The 14,176-nt window shown below is 62.0% G+C and carries 12 protein-coding genes; 4 read left to right on the top strand and 8 right to left on the bottom strand.

Going from position 1 to position 14,176, the window contains the following annotated elements; translation table 11 throughout:
• Positions 1–13: 13 nt before the first annotated feature.
• Together NATGR_RS16125 and NATGR_RS16120 are read right to left on the bottom strand one after the other, a co-directional pair.
• Positions 14–733, bottom strand: a complete 720-nt coding sequence (locus NATGR_RS16125) for a helix-turn-helix domain-containing protein (protein WP_015233813.1) — start codon at positions 731–733, stop codon at positions 14–16.
• A gap of 125 nt (positions 734–858) precedes the next feature.
• The gene (locus NATGR_RS16120; protein ID WP_005576973.1) at positions 859–1,668 is read right to left on the bottom strand and encodes an RIO1 family regulatory kinase/ATPase domain-containing protein; all 810 of its coding nucleotides are present in this window, start codon (positions 1,666–1,668) and stop codon (positions 859–861) included.
• 159 nt (positions 1,669–1,827) lie between these two features.
• On the opposite strand from NATGR_RS16120, the gene NATGR_RS16115 reads away from it, so the two are divergent.
• Both NATGR_RS16115 and NATGR_RS16110 read left to right on the top strand, forming a co-directional pair.
• Positions 1,828–3,036, top strand: a complete 1,209-nt coding sequence (locus NATGR_RS16115; protein WP_005576975.1) for a DUF7544 domain-containing protein — start codon at positions 1,828–1,830, stop codon at positions 3,034–3,036.
• A gap of 80 nt (positions 3,037–3,116) precedes the next feature.
• Complete coding sequence (locus NATGR_RS16110; RefSeq protein WP_005576977.1) at positions 3,117–4,304, top strand: acyl-CoA dehydrogenase family protein; 1,188 nt, start codon at positions 3,117–3,119, stop codon at positions 4,302–4,304.
• Between the two features lie 68 nt (positions 4,305–4,372).
• Here NATGR_RS16110 and NATGR_RS16105 read toward each other — a convergent pair whose 3' ends face one another.
• Genes NATGR_RS16105 through nikB form a run of 4 tightly spaced genes read right to left on the bottom strand, consistent with a single transcriptional unit; the run spans position 4,373 to position 9,985 of the window.
• A complete protein-coding gene (locus NATGR_RS16105) occupies positions 4,373–5,911 on the bottom strand; it encodes an ABC transporter substrate-binding protein (RefSeq protein WP_005576979.1) in 1,539 nt (512 codons plus the stop codon).
• Positions 5,912–5,951: 40 nt separating this feature from the next.
• The gene (locus NATGR_RS16100) at positions 5,952–8,117 is read right to left on the bottom strand and encodes a dipeptide ABC transporter ATP-binding protein (RefSeq protein WP_005576981.1); all 2,166 of its coding nucleotides are present in this window, start codon (positions 8,115–8,117) and stop codon (positions 5,952–5,954) included.
• Positions 8,118–8,996, bottom strand: coding sequence for a nickel transporter permease (gene nikC, locus NATGR_RS16095; protein WP_049887874.1), 879 nt, complete (start codon positions 8,994–8,996; stop codon positions 8,118–8,120).
• A gap of 47 nt (positions 8,997–9,043) precedes the next feature.
• The gene (nikB, locus tag NATGR_RS16090; protein WP_049887817.1) at positions 9,044–9,985 is read right to left on the bottom strand and encodes a nickel ABC transporter permease; all 942 of its coding nucleotides are present in this window, start codon (positions 9,983–9,985) and stop codon (positions 9,044–9,046) included.
• 526 nt (positions 9,986–10,511) lie between these two features.
• Here nikB and NATGR_RS16080 point away from each other — a divergent pair.
• Together NATGR_RS16080 and NATGR_RS16075 are read left to right on the top strand one after the other, a co-directional pair.
• Positions 10,512–10,922, top strand: a complete 411-nt coding sequence (locus tag NATGR_RS16080; protein ID WP_139222416.1) for a helix-turn-helix domain-containing protein — start codon at positions 10,512–10,514, stop codon at positions 10,920–10,922.
• A gap of 743 nt (positions 10,923–11,665) precedes the next feature.
• On the top strand, positions 11,666–12,193 hold the full coding sequence (locus tag NATGR_RS16075) for a hypothetical protein (RefSeq protein ID WP_005576991.1): 528 nt from the start codon (positions 11,666–11,668) through the stop codon (positions 12,191–12,193).
• 68 nt (positions 12,194–12,261) lie between these two features.
• Here NATGR_RS16075 and NATGR_RS16070 read toward each other — a convergent pair whose 3' ends face one another.
• Positions 12,262–13,356 (bottom strand): Mrp/NBP35 family ATP-binding protein, encoded by a 1,095-nt coding sequence (locus NATGR_RS16070; protein WP_005576993.1) that lies wholly within the window; start codon positions 13,354–13,356, stop codon positions 12,262–12,264.
• The gene (locus tag NATGR_RS16065) at positions 13,346–14,068 is read right to left on the bottom strand and encodes a TorD/DmsD family molecular chaperone (RefSeq protein WP_005576995.1); all 723 of its coding nucleotides are present in this window, start codon (positions 14,066–14,068) and stop codon (positions 13,346–13,348) included. The genes NATGR_RS16070 and NATGR_RS16065 overlap by 11 nt, the downstream gene beginning before the upstream one ends.
• Positions 14,069–14,176: the final 108 nt, after the last annotated feature.

Raw genomic sequence — 14,176 nt, 5'->3', positions numbered from 1 at the left:
GACTCAGGACCAATCAGGGATCAAGCAGTTTCGATTCGGCCCTCCGCAGATGCTCGAGCAGCGTCGACTTCGCGAGATCCATGTCGTCGGCCAGTTCGCGGGTCGTAGTCTCGCGAGGCCACTCGTAGTAGCCGGTCTCGCGGGCGTGGTCGAACACCTCGCGCTGGGCAATCGTCAGCGTGTCGAGCCGTTCGTTGCGGGTCGAGCGCTCGGGTTCCTCCGAGGTCGTGATCGAGGTCACCGTCACCTCGGCACCGGTCTGTTCGCGGACGTCGTCCAGCGAGTCGTCGATCGCCGATCGGTCGCCGGCGAAACAGAGATTCCACTCCTCGCTGCCGTCCTCGATGCGGACCGGCGCGCTGTGGACGAACCCGTGTTCGAGCAGTGTCGGGCAGACCATCTCGCTCGGGTCGTACTCGAGGAAGAACTCGCGGACGACGTTACCTGGGGCGTTGCGAGCGCGGCCGAACCGTTCCTGGAGTTCGAACACTTCGCCCGAGTGGTCGGAGTCACGGATCGCGTCCAGGAGTTGCTCGACCTCCGCCGACGTGTCGCCGAACGAGGTAAACAGCCCGCGTACCGTCTCCGGACTCCCGTCGGTCGTCGGCGAGTTGTAAACCGCGTGTGCGAGCACGCCACCCCCCGTTCGATCGGTCGACTCGACCGCCCAACAGTTCGGGTGCCATAGGTCGAGGGTCAACCGAACGCTCGATAATTCTCCCTCCAAACTCATGTGCAACAATACGTCAAACGACGGTTTTTATATTGTGTTTCCGGAACGTGATCCGTTGCTCGTCACCACGTGCATCGTCCAAAGACCGTTCGGCGGCGTCACGTCTCGCGTTTCGATTTCGACGGTCAGCCCTGGTCCAGTTCCGCTGCTTTCTCGAGTTCGCTGCGCAGTTGTGTCGAGTCGAACTCGTGGTCGGGACGGAGCCGAACGAAATCCAGGAACCTGCGGGCAGCGAGTAGGTCGGAAGCGCCGTAGACGCTCGCGGCCGCCTCGACCGATCGTCGCGCACCGATCCGGGGTTCGAGGACGGCGAGTGCACAGGCCAGGTCGTAGGCGGTCGTCTCCGCGACGCGATCTTCGTGGACGCTCGTGGCGTCGATGAAGTAGAGGTTGCCGTCGGCGACGAGGATGTTTTCGCCTCGCAGGTCGCCGTGGGCGAGTCCGTGGTCGTGCAGTGTCGCGAGCATCTCGAACAGTTCCGACGCGCGATCTGCGACGATTTCGTCCGCCACCGTCCCCAGCGATTCGAAGTCGGGCAGGTACTCGAGTACGAGCACGCCCAGTCCGTTGACCTCGAAGGCTTCGATCGGCTGTGGCGCGTTGACGCCGATCTCTCGCATCCGCTGGGTCGCCTCGTACTCGTGTTCGACCATCTCGCGGGGCGTGTCGAACCGGTCGAAGAAGCCGCCGGTGCCCGCGGAGACGGCTCCGACGTTTCGTCCGGTGGTGAGTACTGCGTGGACGAGCGCGTTCTGGCGCGAAACGATTTTTACGAACCACTCGTCGTCGATGACGCAGGGCGTCGACAGCCAGTTGTCGGCCTCGAGGAACTCGACGCGAACGACTTCGCGGTCGTGTCGGTCCGCCAGCGTGTGGACCACGCGCTCGATGCGGTCCCACTCGACGCTGCCGCGGACGAGCTGGCGGAGATCCATACGGGAGACACAGGCGCTGCCACGTTAAATGCGTCCCGAAGTCTCGCCGGCTGGACGGTCGACGTCCGCCCAAAACGGCCTCCCGGCCGTCGGCGCTCGAGGCGAACGAGAACACCAGAGCAGTATTATTTTCACTGCAGGGGCGCTACTGGCGAGCAAATGGATGCAGTAGACGACCTGGGGGACGCAATCGACGTCACGCGCGATCTCCTGTGGCCCGTACAGTTCGGACTGTGGATCAAACTCGCGATCGTCGTCTTGTTCGTCGCTGGTGTGGGCTTGGGCGGTGGCGTTCCGACGGCCGACGTTGGACCACTGCTCGAGGACCCCGAGTTCGACGTCGACCCAGTCGACGATCCGGCAGTCGACGACCCCGCTCTCGAGGAGCCACCCGAGAGTGTTGGCGACCTGATCGGTGAACTGCCCGAAGAGGCGCTCGTCGTCGCGGCTGTCGTACTCGTTGCTCTCTTGTTACTCTGGCTACTCTTTGCAGTGATCGGTGCGATCATGGAGTTCGTCTTCGTCGAATCCCTGCGATCGAAGGAGGTGCGTATCCTGCGGTTTGGCCGAGAGAATCTCGGTCGTGGCCTCCAGTTGTTCCTGTTCAGGTTCGTCGTCGGTCTCGTCGCTGTTGGGATCGGGGCCGCGTTGTTCGCGACGGTCGGCCTCGGAATCGTCGGTGACCTCTCACCAGGGATAGCGGCTTTCCTCCTCGTTGTAGCGGGGGTCGCTCTCTATGCACCCTACGCTATCGTGATGCGTTTTACCTCCGAGTTCGTCGCACCGGTTATGCTGCTCGAGGAGCGTGGCATCTTCTCGGGCTGGAAGCGTTTCTGGGGGACTCTCACATCGAACCTGGGTGAGTACGCCGTCTACCTGGTTCTCGTTTGGATTCTCCAGATCGTCGTCAGTATCGCTATCACTTTCCTGCTGGCGATTCTCGGACTGGTCGTTGCGATTCCGTTCGTGATCCTCCTCGTTTTGCTCGTCGTTCTGGGGGAGGTCGGTGTGTTGCTCGCGATACCGGTCGTCGCTCTCGGCGTGCTCGCGTTCTTGTTGCTTGGGGCGTTCGTCCAGATGCCGTTCCGGAGTTACTTCCAGTACTACGCCTTGCTGTTGCTTGGGGACACGAACACCGATCTGGACCTGATCCCCGAACAGCGGGAGGCTGCCCGCGACAGTGCCGACGAACCTGCCGAGTCGGTCGATCGAGAGGCTGACTCGTCTGCACCCGACGGCCGCTGGGGACGTGACGACCGCGACGATGCGGAGCCAGACGAGTCCTCGCTGTGGGACGAAGCCACGGAGCGAGACGGCGAAGACGGTGACGACAGTGAAGACGCCACAGACGACGACCGGGGCTGGTAACAGTCGACGAGACGGGTGACACCGCGGACCGTGTCGACACGTGGCGGTGCGTTTATTCGTTCGCTCGGTGAGTGTTGTGTATGGAGTTCGACGTACCCGACGAACACCGGATGATCCGGGAAACTGTCAGGGACTTCTGTGAAAACGAGATCGAGCCGATCGCACAGGAGATCGAGGAAGAACATCGGTTCCCCGAGGAGATCTTCGACCAGCTCGCGGAGCTAGATATGATGGGCGTCCCCATCTCCGAGGAGTACGGTGGGCTCGGAGGCGACACGCTGATGTACTCGCTGGTCGCCGAAGAACTCGGTCGCGTCTCCGGAGCGATCGGCCTGTCGTACGTCGCCCACACGTCACTCGCGTCGAAGCCGATCGAACTGTTTGGCACCGAAGAGCAGAAAGAACGGTGGCTGCGCCCGCTCGTGGACGGCGAGTATCTCGGCGGCTGGGCGCTGACCGAGCCGGGAAGCGGCTCCGACGCCTCCGACATGGACACCACTGCAGAGAAACGCGAGGTGAACGGCTCGGAACGGAGCAGCGTAACCGCGGAGAAAGACGGCGACGAGTGGATCATCGACGGCACAAAGCAGTTCATCACGAACGCAAGCGTCGCCGGCTCCGTCCTCGTCAAGGCGGTCACGGAACCCGGAGCCGGCTACGACGGCATCTCGACGTTCATCGTCGACCCCGAGGAGGACGACGGCTTCGAGGTGACAACGGTCTGGGACAAGATGGGACTGAACGCCTCACCAACCTGTGAGATACAACTCGAGAACGTCCGGGTTCCAGAAGATCGCCTACTCGGTGAGGAAGGCGACGGCTGGAAGCAGACGAAAAAGACCTTAGACGGTGGGCGGATCTCGATTGCGGCACTTTCGACGGGGCTCGCCCAGGGTGCTTACGAGCACGCGAAGGCCTACAGCCAAGAGCGCGAGCAGTTCGGCCAGCCAATCTCGGAGTTCGACGCGATCAGGGACAAAGTCGTCGACATGCATCGGAAAGTCGAACGCGCACGCCTGTTGACTTACAAGGCTGCGACGACTTACGACGAGGGCGACCCCGTCACCCGCGAGTCGGCGCTTGCGAAACTCGACGCCAGCGAGGCCGCCCGGGAGGTCGCCGAAGACGCCGTCCAGGTGCTGGGCGGCTACGGTTACACGACGGATTTCGCTCCACAGCGGTTCTACTGCGACGCCAAACTGATGGAGATTGGCGAAGGGACCAGCGAGATCCAACACCTCGTCATCGGCCGTGAAATCGGCCTGTAACCCGTGTTCGTGGTCGCCGTCGGCCTCGTCCTGATTGCACTCGGGATCGGCGGCGTTCATCCGTTCAGTTACCCGGACTCGCGGTCGACCCGCTCGAGTCCGTACGTGGTTTCTGTCGGATGAGGATCGTAACCGCCGACGGCCGAAGAGACCGCGATGACGTTCGTATAGTTCGTCAAGACGGCGATCGGGGCATCCTCACGGACCGTCGACTGTACCTCGTAGTACCGGTCTCGTCGTTCTTCCCGATCCTCGAGTTCGCGGGCGTTCTCGAGTAAGTCGTCGACGTCTTCGTTCTCGTACCCGTGGTGAAGATCGCTATCGGAGTGAAACATGTCGGCGAGCCTATCGGGGTCTGGATACCACAGCGTGCTCCAAGAGGTGAGATAGGCGTCGAAGGACTCTCTCGAGACTCGATCGAGCATCGTGCCGTACTCGACGAGTTCGATAGAGAGATCGATCCCGACATCGGCGAGTTGCCCCTGGATCACCTCGGCGATCAGCGGGAGACTTCGGGCGTCGTAGGTGACGACCTCGACCGAGAGTGGTTCGCCGCCCCGGGTTCGTTCGTCACCACCGCCGTCTCCCGTCCATCCGGCGTCGTCGAGCAGGTCACGTGCCCGGTCGGGATCGTACAGTGGTTCCTCGAGATCCGGATTCGCCCAGTCGGAGAGTGCGGGAGAGATGGGGCCGACCGCGGGTTCGTCGACGCCCTCGAGGACCGATTCGGTGAGTTCTCGTCTGTCGACGGCGTGGTTCATCGCCTGCCGTACCTGCCGGTCGTCGAACGGTTCGGTGGTCGTGTCGAACGTCAAAAACCGAATGCGAGGTATTTCGGGCGTGTAGACGTCGACACCGTCAGTACTCTCGAGATCGTCGACCGTCTCTTGTGGGAGAATGCGGGCCATCTCGAGTTCGTCGTTTTCGAGTTTCATCCGGCGAATCTGGTCGTCCTCGACGACCTCGTAGCGGACTGACTCGATCGTCGCCACCTCGCCGTAGTACTCGTTGTTCCGGATCGCCAGGAGTTCGGTGCCGGGCTGGATCGATTCGACGGCAAACGGGCCGGTTCCGACGGGTTTCGTGAGCTGTCCGTCCGCGAACGAGCCAGAGCCAAGGATGACCGCCTCGTGACGGGAGAGGTGTGCCGGAAGTGGGGCAAACGGTGAGTCGGTCTCGAGGGTGACGGTCGATTCGTCGACGGCTTCGACTGCTGTGATGGGAACGCTGGCGAAGGCTGGCGACTCGACGGTGCGTTCGAGGGAGGCGACAGCGGTCTCTGCGGTGAGTGTCTCGCCGTCGTGGAAGGTAACGCCTTCCCGGAGAGAAAATTCCCAGCGAGTGTCGGCGACGCGCTCCCAGTCGACCGCCAGCCCTGGTCCAGGAGTTGCGTCGTAGTCGACGGTCACGAGCGCCTCGGTGATCCCGACCCGTCTGAGCGCGGACCCGCCGTCGAGGGGGTCCCGGTCGACCTCCCACGGCGAGCCGACGCGGAACACGTCCTCGTTGCTATCGGCGAGACAACCTGCGAACGCGAGCGTGCCTGCGCCGAGGGTAGTCTTCAATGCGGTGCGTCGATCCATCGTGACGTTCGTTTGCTCAGTCATGGTCGATCCGTCGATGTTCTCTTTACTCGGAGTCGGTCTCTTAGTCGTTCTCGCTGCATCCGTCGGCGAGTTTGTCCGCCAGGTGACACCGCGAGTAACCGTTTCCGACGGGTTCCCGGGCTGGTGTGTGGCGCTTGCACTCTTCGGTGGCCAGCGGACACCGAGGGTGGAACGTACAGCCCGTTGGCGGGTCGGTCGGGCTGGGCGGTTCGCCTGCCAGTTCCTCCGTTCCGGCTGCCGGAGCGCTGTCCGGGATCGCCGCGAGCAACGCAGCCGTGTAGGGATGGGCCGGCTGCGAGAGTATCCTGCTTGCCGGGCCGATTTCGAGGAGTTGTCCCAGATACATCGTCGCGACCCGATCGGCGACGTGACGGACGACCTCGAGGTCGTGGGAGACAAACAGGTACGTCAGGTCGAGGTCCGCTTGGAGTCGTGCAAGCACGTTGAGGACAGTCGCCTGAACCGACACGTCGAGTGCACCGGTCGGCTCGTCCAGAAGCAGTATCGCGGGCTCTAGGGCCAGTGCCCGGGCAATCCCAACCCGCTGGAGTTGTCCCTTCGAGAGCTGGCCCGGATACCGGTCGGCATACTCGAGTGGCAACTCGACGAGCGAGAGAAGTTCCTCGATCCGTCTTTTCCGTCGTGTCGCTTCCCAGCCAGCCTCGAGTAGCGGTTCGGCGAGTGATTCGCCGACCGTCAGGCGCGGATCGAAGCTCGTGCCCGGGTTCTGGAAGACGACGCCGACTTCCGAGAGCTGGTCTGTACGCCGCGAGTCGACGTCACCGACGGGTTCGCCGTGAAGCGAGACGGTTCCGTCCGTCGGCGACTCGAGACCGGCGATCACACGAGCGAGCGTCGATTTGCCACACCCACTTTCGCCGACGAGTCCGAGCGTTTCGCCACGACGCAGTTCGAGTGAGACGTCCGAGACGGCTGGCAGCTGTTCGTCAGTGCCGAGGACGCGGTCGAGGACGCCGTCGGCAGTCCGGAAGGATTTAGTGACAGACTCGAGTTCGAGCACGGGTTCCACGCGGTCCGTCTCGTCGTCGGTGGCCGACGTTGACGGTCGTCTCCGTGGCGTGTCGGGGCCGGTCGACGAATCGGTCGCCATCCCGTTGGCCGTCGTCGAGGGGTCGTCCTCGACGGTCGGTTCCGGGCAGTCGTACTCGGTCGCAGTGCCGACCGACTCGAGGTCGGCGTCTCTGGCCGCCGGAACGTCACAGCGAACGACTCGTCCGGACGGGAGAGACACTGCGTTCTGCCCGTCGTCTCGACAGCTATCGCGAGCGAACGGACAGCGTTCGACGAACCGACAGCCAGCCGGCGGCGAGTCGCCGGGCGGACTTCCTCCGACCGTCGGCAGCGTCTCGCCGGGTTCCGATCGACTGGGTCGACAGTCCAGCAGCGCCTTAGTGTATGGATGGGCGGGATTCGAGAGTAACTGTTCTGTCGGTCCCGACTCGACGACGACGCCGTCGTACATCACGATCGTCCGGTCACACAACTGTGAGACGATCCCGAGGTCGTGACTAATCAGCAGGATGCCCATCCCGTACTCGTCGTTGAGCGTCGAGAGCCGTTCGAGGATCGCCGCCTGGGTCGTCGTATCCAGCGCCGTCGTCGGCTCGTCGGCGACCAGCAGTGAAGGACGGCGGGCGAGGGCGATAGCGAGCATCGCTCGCTGGCACAGCCCGCCACTGAACTGATGTGGATAGTCGTCGATCCGTGCGTCTGGAGAGGGAATGCCGACCTCGTCCATCAGTTCGAGAACGCGGTTTCGCGTGCGATTCGAGCCGATTCGAGACGTTACACCGGCGAACAGCTCCCTGAAAAACGGCTGGTCGTCGGGGTCACGGTGGACGCGAAGTGCCTCGGCGATCTGCTCGCCGACCGTGTACGTCGGGTTGAGCGTCGTCTCCGGGTTCTGGAAAACCATCGCGAGTTCGCGTCCGCGTAGTCGCCGGAGCGTGTGCTCGTCTGCGACTGTCAGATCCGTTCCGCCGAACTCGAGACTGCCACGGACGATCTCTCCGGGGCCTTCAAGCCGGGTGATCGAACGGGCAGTCGTGGACTTGCCACAGCCGCTCTCGCCGACCAGCCCGACGATTTCGCCCGCGTCGACGGTAAACGACGCGCCGTTGACGGCGTGGACCGGCCCGGAGCGGGTTCGAAACCGAACGTGGAGATCGGAGACGTTCAGACGCATTCAGACCCTCCTCCGGTCGCTTTCCTCGAGGTGGTCGGGATCGAGGACGTCTCGCAGGCCGTCCCCGAGGACGTTGAAGCCGATGACGGTGAGCATGATGGCGACGCCCGGCGCAGTGATGAGCCACGGGGCCGACCGGAGATACTCCCGTCCGCCGGCGATCATCGTCCCCCACTCGGGCGTGGGCGGCTGTGCACCGAGGCCAAGAAAGGAGAGCCCAGCAGCCGTGAGCACGATCGTTCCGAGGTTCATCGTCGCCAGCACGACCACGGGGCTGACGACGTTCGGCAGCAGGTGTCGACGGGCAATCCGTCTTCGTGGCGTCCCGTAGAGACGAGCCACCTCGACGAACGGCCGGTCTTTTATTTCGAGCACGTTCCCTCGCACGACGCGGGCGTAGGAGGCCCAGCCGACGACTGACAGAGCGATCAGTACGTTCCGAAGGCTCGGTCCGAGAACGCCCGCGATTACGAGTGCGAGCACGAGCCCGGGGAACGCAAGTTGGATGTCGACCAGGCGCATCAACGCGGCGTCGACGAGCCCGCCGAGATAGCCGGCGAGGAGGCCGATCGTCGTTCCAATACTCACCCGGACGGCCGTCGCGACGACGGCGAGACCGAGCGAAACGCGTGCACCGTATGCGATCCGCGTCGCCACGTCACGGCCGAGTGCGTCGGTTCCGAGCGGGTGGGCGAGCGAGGGAGACTGAAGGCGGCTTTCGAGTGCCTGTGCCGTCGGATCGTACGGCGTGAGCACCGGTCCGAGGACGGCGACGACCGCGAGCAGACAGAGCACTCCACCGCCGAGGCGAACGCTTGTGTTCTCTCGAAGCGACCACGCGAGTTGCGAGTGAGTGCGGTCCCGGACCCACTCGAGCAGACGGGTCGATAGCCACTGGTCCGACTCGGGCCGGGAGTGGCGTTCGCTCACGTCCGCTCACCTCGCTCGATCCGTGGGTCGAGTGCGACGTACGCGAGGTCGACCAGCCGGTTCGAAAGCACGAACGTGACCGCTATCACGAGGACGACACCCTGGACGACCGGATAGTCCCGGGCGAAGACTGCGTCGACGAGCATGGTTCCGAGCCCTGGTCGCTGAAAGACGACCTCGACGATCACCGCACCGCTCAAGACGAAGCCGAACTGGAGACCGACGATCGTCACGACCGGAATCAAGGCGTTTCGCAGCGCGTGTTTGTACACGACGAGGCGTTCGTGGACGCCTTTCGAACGGGCAGCGTCGACGTACTCCGCTTCGAGCACCTCGAGCATCGAGGTGCGGACGAGTCGCGTGACGATCGCGGCCAGGCCGCTCCCGAGGGTAATCGCTGGAAGCACCAGGTGGGCGAGTGTTCCCGCGCCGGAGGTTGGTGTCAGTCCGAGAGACAGTGCAACGGCGAGGATCAACAGATAGCCGAGCCAGAAGTTCGGCATCGAGACACCGAGCAACGCGACGAACTGGCTCGTTCGGTCGATCCAGGTGTCTCGATGAACGGCACTTACCACCCCGATAGGGATCGCAAGCGTGAGTGAGACTGCCATCGCCGCGAGTGCGAGTGCGACCGTGTTGGGGAGATGCTGGACTAGAAGCGAGGTGACTGGTTCCGAGCGGACGTAGGACGTTCCGAGATCACCTCGAAGCACGTCGCCGAGCCACGTCCAGTACTGAACGACGAACGGTTCGTCGAGCCCGTGTTCGGCACGGAAGGCAGCAACTTCTGCCGCAGAAGGCGGGCTCCCGTGTCGTTCGTGAAGAATCGTATACGCCGGATCGCCTGGAGTGAGAAAGATCAGCCCGTATGTGATTAGCGAGACGCCGGCCATGACGATCGTCAGCGAACCCGCCTCTCTCACGAGCGTACGCAACATACGGTTACCCATACCGCGCGACAGCGTCGATGCCAGGGATATTCACGAGTGAGAGAGACGACTGAACGAGCCCGCATCGTCTACTCCGCTCGCTCGCGTTCGAACTCGACTTCCGGGACAGTAAGTCGTAGGTTGGAGACGGGAGCCGAGGTCGTCCTGGCCAGAACTCGACGGCCAACAGCCGGTAGCTCGACGGTAGTCTCGAACGGCGAGTCCAGCCAGCGAATCGTTTCTTCGCACGCTCGTTGGTAGAGGTCCGTGTGTTTAATAGCTTTATTCTCGTGGGCTGGACGGCGTGTCAGTCGCCGGTCGGTCGCCTGGTCTCGAGATCGATCGGGCCGGTCGACGCGACCGCGTCGACGCACCGCTCGAGTCAACTTGTCCGTTGTCGGGTGCAAGACTGGGTTCGATAGCTGTTGCCGGTGGCCGCGACAGGCTCGAACCGCTCCGGTCAGTTTCCAGTCGGTTCAGTGGTGTGATCTGTAAGCAGTCGACGCCAGACAGTCACTACTGGTGATAAGTTACGTTGGCTTCATATAGAAGGGGAACTATTATAAAAATAATTGAGGATTGGTCTCCCATGGGCACTCACTCCGGAACTACATCTACGGGAGCGTATATTTATCTCCGATGTGCGAATTCGGACGGAATCGTCAAACTACTGCATGCGCTGGCCGAAACCGGTGCGGAAGTGAGCGTCGAATCGGTCAACGACACCAGCCAAGACGGGGTTGCTCTCGTCGACCTGGATTCGTTCACTGAAAAACAAAAAGAAGCAGTCACAGTCGCCCTCGAGGAGGGCTACTACGATCGACCACGAGAGACGGATCTGACCGAGCTTGCAGACGATCTCGAAATCGGGAAAACAGCCGCCTCCGAGCGTCTGAATGCCACTGAACGAAAGCTGGTGAAATCGACGTTCGGAACGCTCGTTTGAGACGGTTTGTGTGACTACAGGAACATCGCAACTAGTTACACATTGGTCGCACGACTGTCGTGCGATCGGATGTGTCTCGGCTTGCAGTGGCTACTACCTCCGCTGTCGATTGCTCGGTAGTTATCCCCAGACAGCGTTCGACGACTTCTGACGGGCCATCGTATCGGGTTCGGTCGCGGTTACCACGAACACCGGATGGAGAACGGAAACGGTGACGGTCGGCTGTCTGTCGTGGCGCGGTAGAACTTCGCTCGGGCTGATTTGCTCTCGGGTTCCCCAGAATAATAGAACTCTAATAATACTATTATTCTCAATATATCAACTAGAACAAATATTGTCGGTTATTCGCGTCAGAACGTGGAAAGACGACTTGAATCGCCTGTTGAAGGGACTCGAGTACGACACACTGACGAAGCTAGAACGCATATCGATCCCGAAAGAGATAGTACCTAAAACGTCTCTCTGAGTGCCAACAGTGCAGGAACTTCTCAGCATAAAAGTGTACGACAGAAATACGTCGAATAGTAAAAGAATAGGGAGGATAAAGTACTTTTCGAATTCAATGTACGTAGAACCACCGCCCAGGAACTGCTGAAACGTGATCCCTGACGTAGACGTCCTGTTGCAACCAACTACTCCGAAGACCCTTCTGCCGTCGGTGCCCCGGTTTAGTAATAACTCTAATTCCCCACTCGTGAAAGCAAAAGAGAGTACTACACTCCCAAGAGGCGAACGACAACTCGATGACCGAAGATAGCAGTCGACACTCGTCACTCGAGTCCACGCTCGAGGCTGCGCGACTCGTCTACGGCGTCGCACTCGTCGACGACCAGCCGACGTTTCTCGAGTGTATCGATGCGGATGCGTTCGACGATGGCCACGAGACAGCTCTTTACACGGCGTTCAACAGCGTCGGTGCAACGCTCGTTCCGTTCGTCCACGAGACCGAAGCGGAGGTGAGCGAGGAACGAGTATCGACTGTCGTGAGGGCACTCGAGGAGGAGCCACCGCGCGTGACGTCGTTCGATCGAGCAGCCACGACCGTCGATACCGCCGTCTCTTACTACATCCTCGTCGACGTCGACGGGGACTGGAAGCGGCTACGGAACGTCGCTTCAGACCAGTTGCCCAACTCCCCGGTCTCGTCCGATCCGCAGTTGACGAAATATGCTGTTGCCGTAACTCTCGTCGAAGAAACGAGTGAACGGTTCGCTGAGTTTCCCCCGACGGTTGACGCCGAAGACGTCGAGTTAATCGACTGGTCCGGATAGGTGGACACCCAGCGTCGGCGACCAGATCCGAAAGGATCGATCCCGCCCGATTTGGGCTCGCTTTCCCCTTACTGCCAAGCGTCTGTTTCGGCATCGCCGACATCCGACAGGGGTCGCCCTGCCGTGACAACCCGGTTGATCGCACCGACGCGATTGGTCACTCGATCACGTAACTCGCGGAACTGTGTTGCTGCTTGCGTGTCCTGTAACACCGTCACGGGCTTGTCCGCGTCGCCGCTCGAGCGGATTTCCGGGTCCATCGGAATCTCGGCGAGCAGGGGCACGTCGAACTCGCCGGCGATCTGCTCACCGCCGCCGCTTCCGTAGAGTTCGTGCTCCCCGCCACAGTCTGGACAGAGATACGCCGTCATGTTCTCGACGATACCGAGGACCGGAACGTCTTGATCGACGAACATTCTGATTCCTTTCCGGACGTCTGCAAGTGCGACGTCTTCGGGCGTCGTGACGACGACGGCACCCGTCACTGGCACGTGTTGCATCAACGTGAGCTGTTCGTCGCCGGTTCCGGGCGGCAGATCGACCAGCAGGTAATCGAGTTCTCCCCAGTCGGTCTCTTGGATGAGTTGCCCGAGCAACTTGTCGACCATCGGACCTCGCAACATCGCTGGATCGGTTTCCTCCTCGAGGAGAAACGCAGTGCTCATCAGCGTGATCCCATCGGCTTCGGGCGGAACGATGTCGCCGTCGGGACTCATTCCTGGTCGGGCCTCGATCCCGATCATACTCGGCACGTTCGGCCCGTAGACATCGGCGTCCAGGAGACCGACGCGAGCGCCGGTTTCTGCGAGTGCGGCCGCGAGATTCGTCGCGACCGTGGTCTTGCCGACTCCTCCCTTGCCGGACGCGATCGGGACGACGTTCTTGACTCCTGGAACGGGACTCTCCGATTTAGCGTCCGGTTCGACCACCGAAAGCGAAGGCTCGATCCCGAGCGTTTCGACTTCCTCGCGGATTCGATCTGCGATCGTTCGTTCGTCGGGAGCGTAGGGCGCATCGAGCGCGACCGAGATCTCCGCGGTCCCGTCGTCGACGTCGATCTCGTCGACCAGTCCGAGTTCGACGACGTCCGACTCGAGGACGGGGTCCTCGACCGAACGGAGTCGGTCGCGGACCTCCGTCGCCGGTTCGTCGTCACGTTGCATCGTCGTCCCCCTGGAGGATGTCGTGGACGGTGTCGGTCTCGACGGTCGTCTTCGCGTCTGATCCGTCTGCCGGCACGTCGGCCTCGTCGAATCGCTCGAGCCGTCGCTCGAGTCGCAGTCGATCGTCTTCGACGAACTCGCTCGCCTCGTCCGCCAGCGTCCGGTAGAACTCGGTGTCGGCGTACTCACGGACGTCGTCTGTGAACTCGCCGATCCATTGGGCCAGATGGTCTGACAGGAACTCGTACTGCCGTTCCTGATAGTCGACCACCGCCCCGTATTCGCCCCGGAAGAGCGCGTCGGCCCCGTTCAGCCCCAGCAGATACGCGAACTCGAGTTCGGCAGTCACGTGATCGGCTGGCTCCTCGAGGTCGACGTCGACGTTCCCGCGGCGGTACTCGTTCATCACTTGGACAGTCGATTCAGTCATGACGCGATCCGGGTCGTCGACGTAGGTCGACTCGTACGGCGGTGCGGGGACCTCGAACGGGCCCACGAACAGAGCCGCGTAGTCGACCCGGAGTGACTCGAGGTCCGGCATCGGCTCGCGTAGTTCGTCGGCGGCCACGTGGAGGTCTTCGCCTGCCATCGCGTCGAGTACCGACACTAGTTCGTCGTCGGGCTCGTGGAAGCATTCGGCCAGGAGTTTGTACGTGTTCACCCGGCGTCGCTCTGGAGCCAGCACGTCGTCGTTCTCACGTAGTTCTGTCATTGTCTTTTTTGAAATACGCTATTGGTTCGATTACCGTTCACTCTCCCGCGTCTTCACTTCGAATCGAGGTCGCCGTCACTCAAAAACGAAACGGAACAAGTCAGAAGA

The sequence above is a fragment of the Natronobacterium gregoryi SP2 genome, assembly GCF_000230715.2.
In the GTDB taxonomy this organism is placed as follows: Archaea; Halobacteriota; Halobacteria; order Halobacteriales; family Natrialbaceae; genus Natronobacterium; species Natronobacterium gregoryi.
The sequence above is the reverse complement of the archived record's forward strand: the minus strand, read 5'-3'. Positions and strand labels throughout refer to the sequence as shown.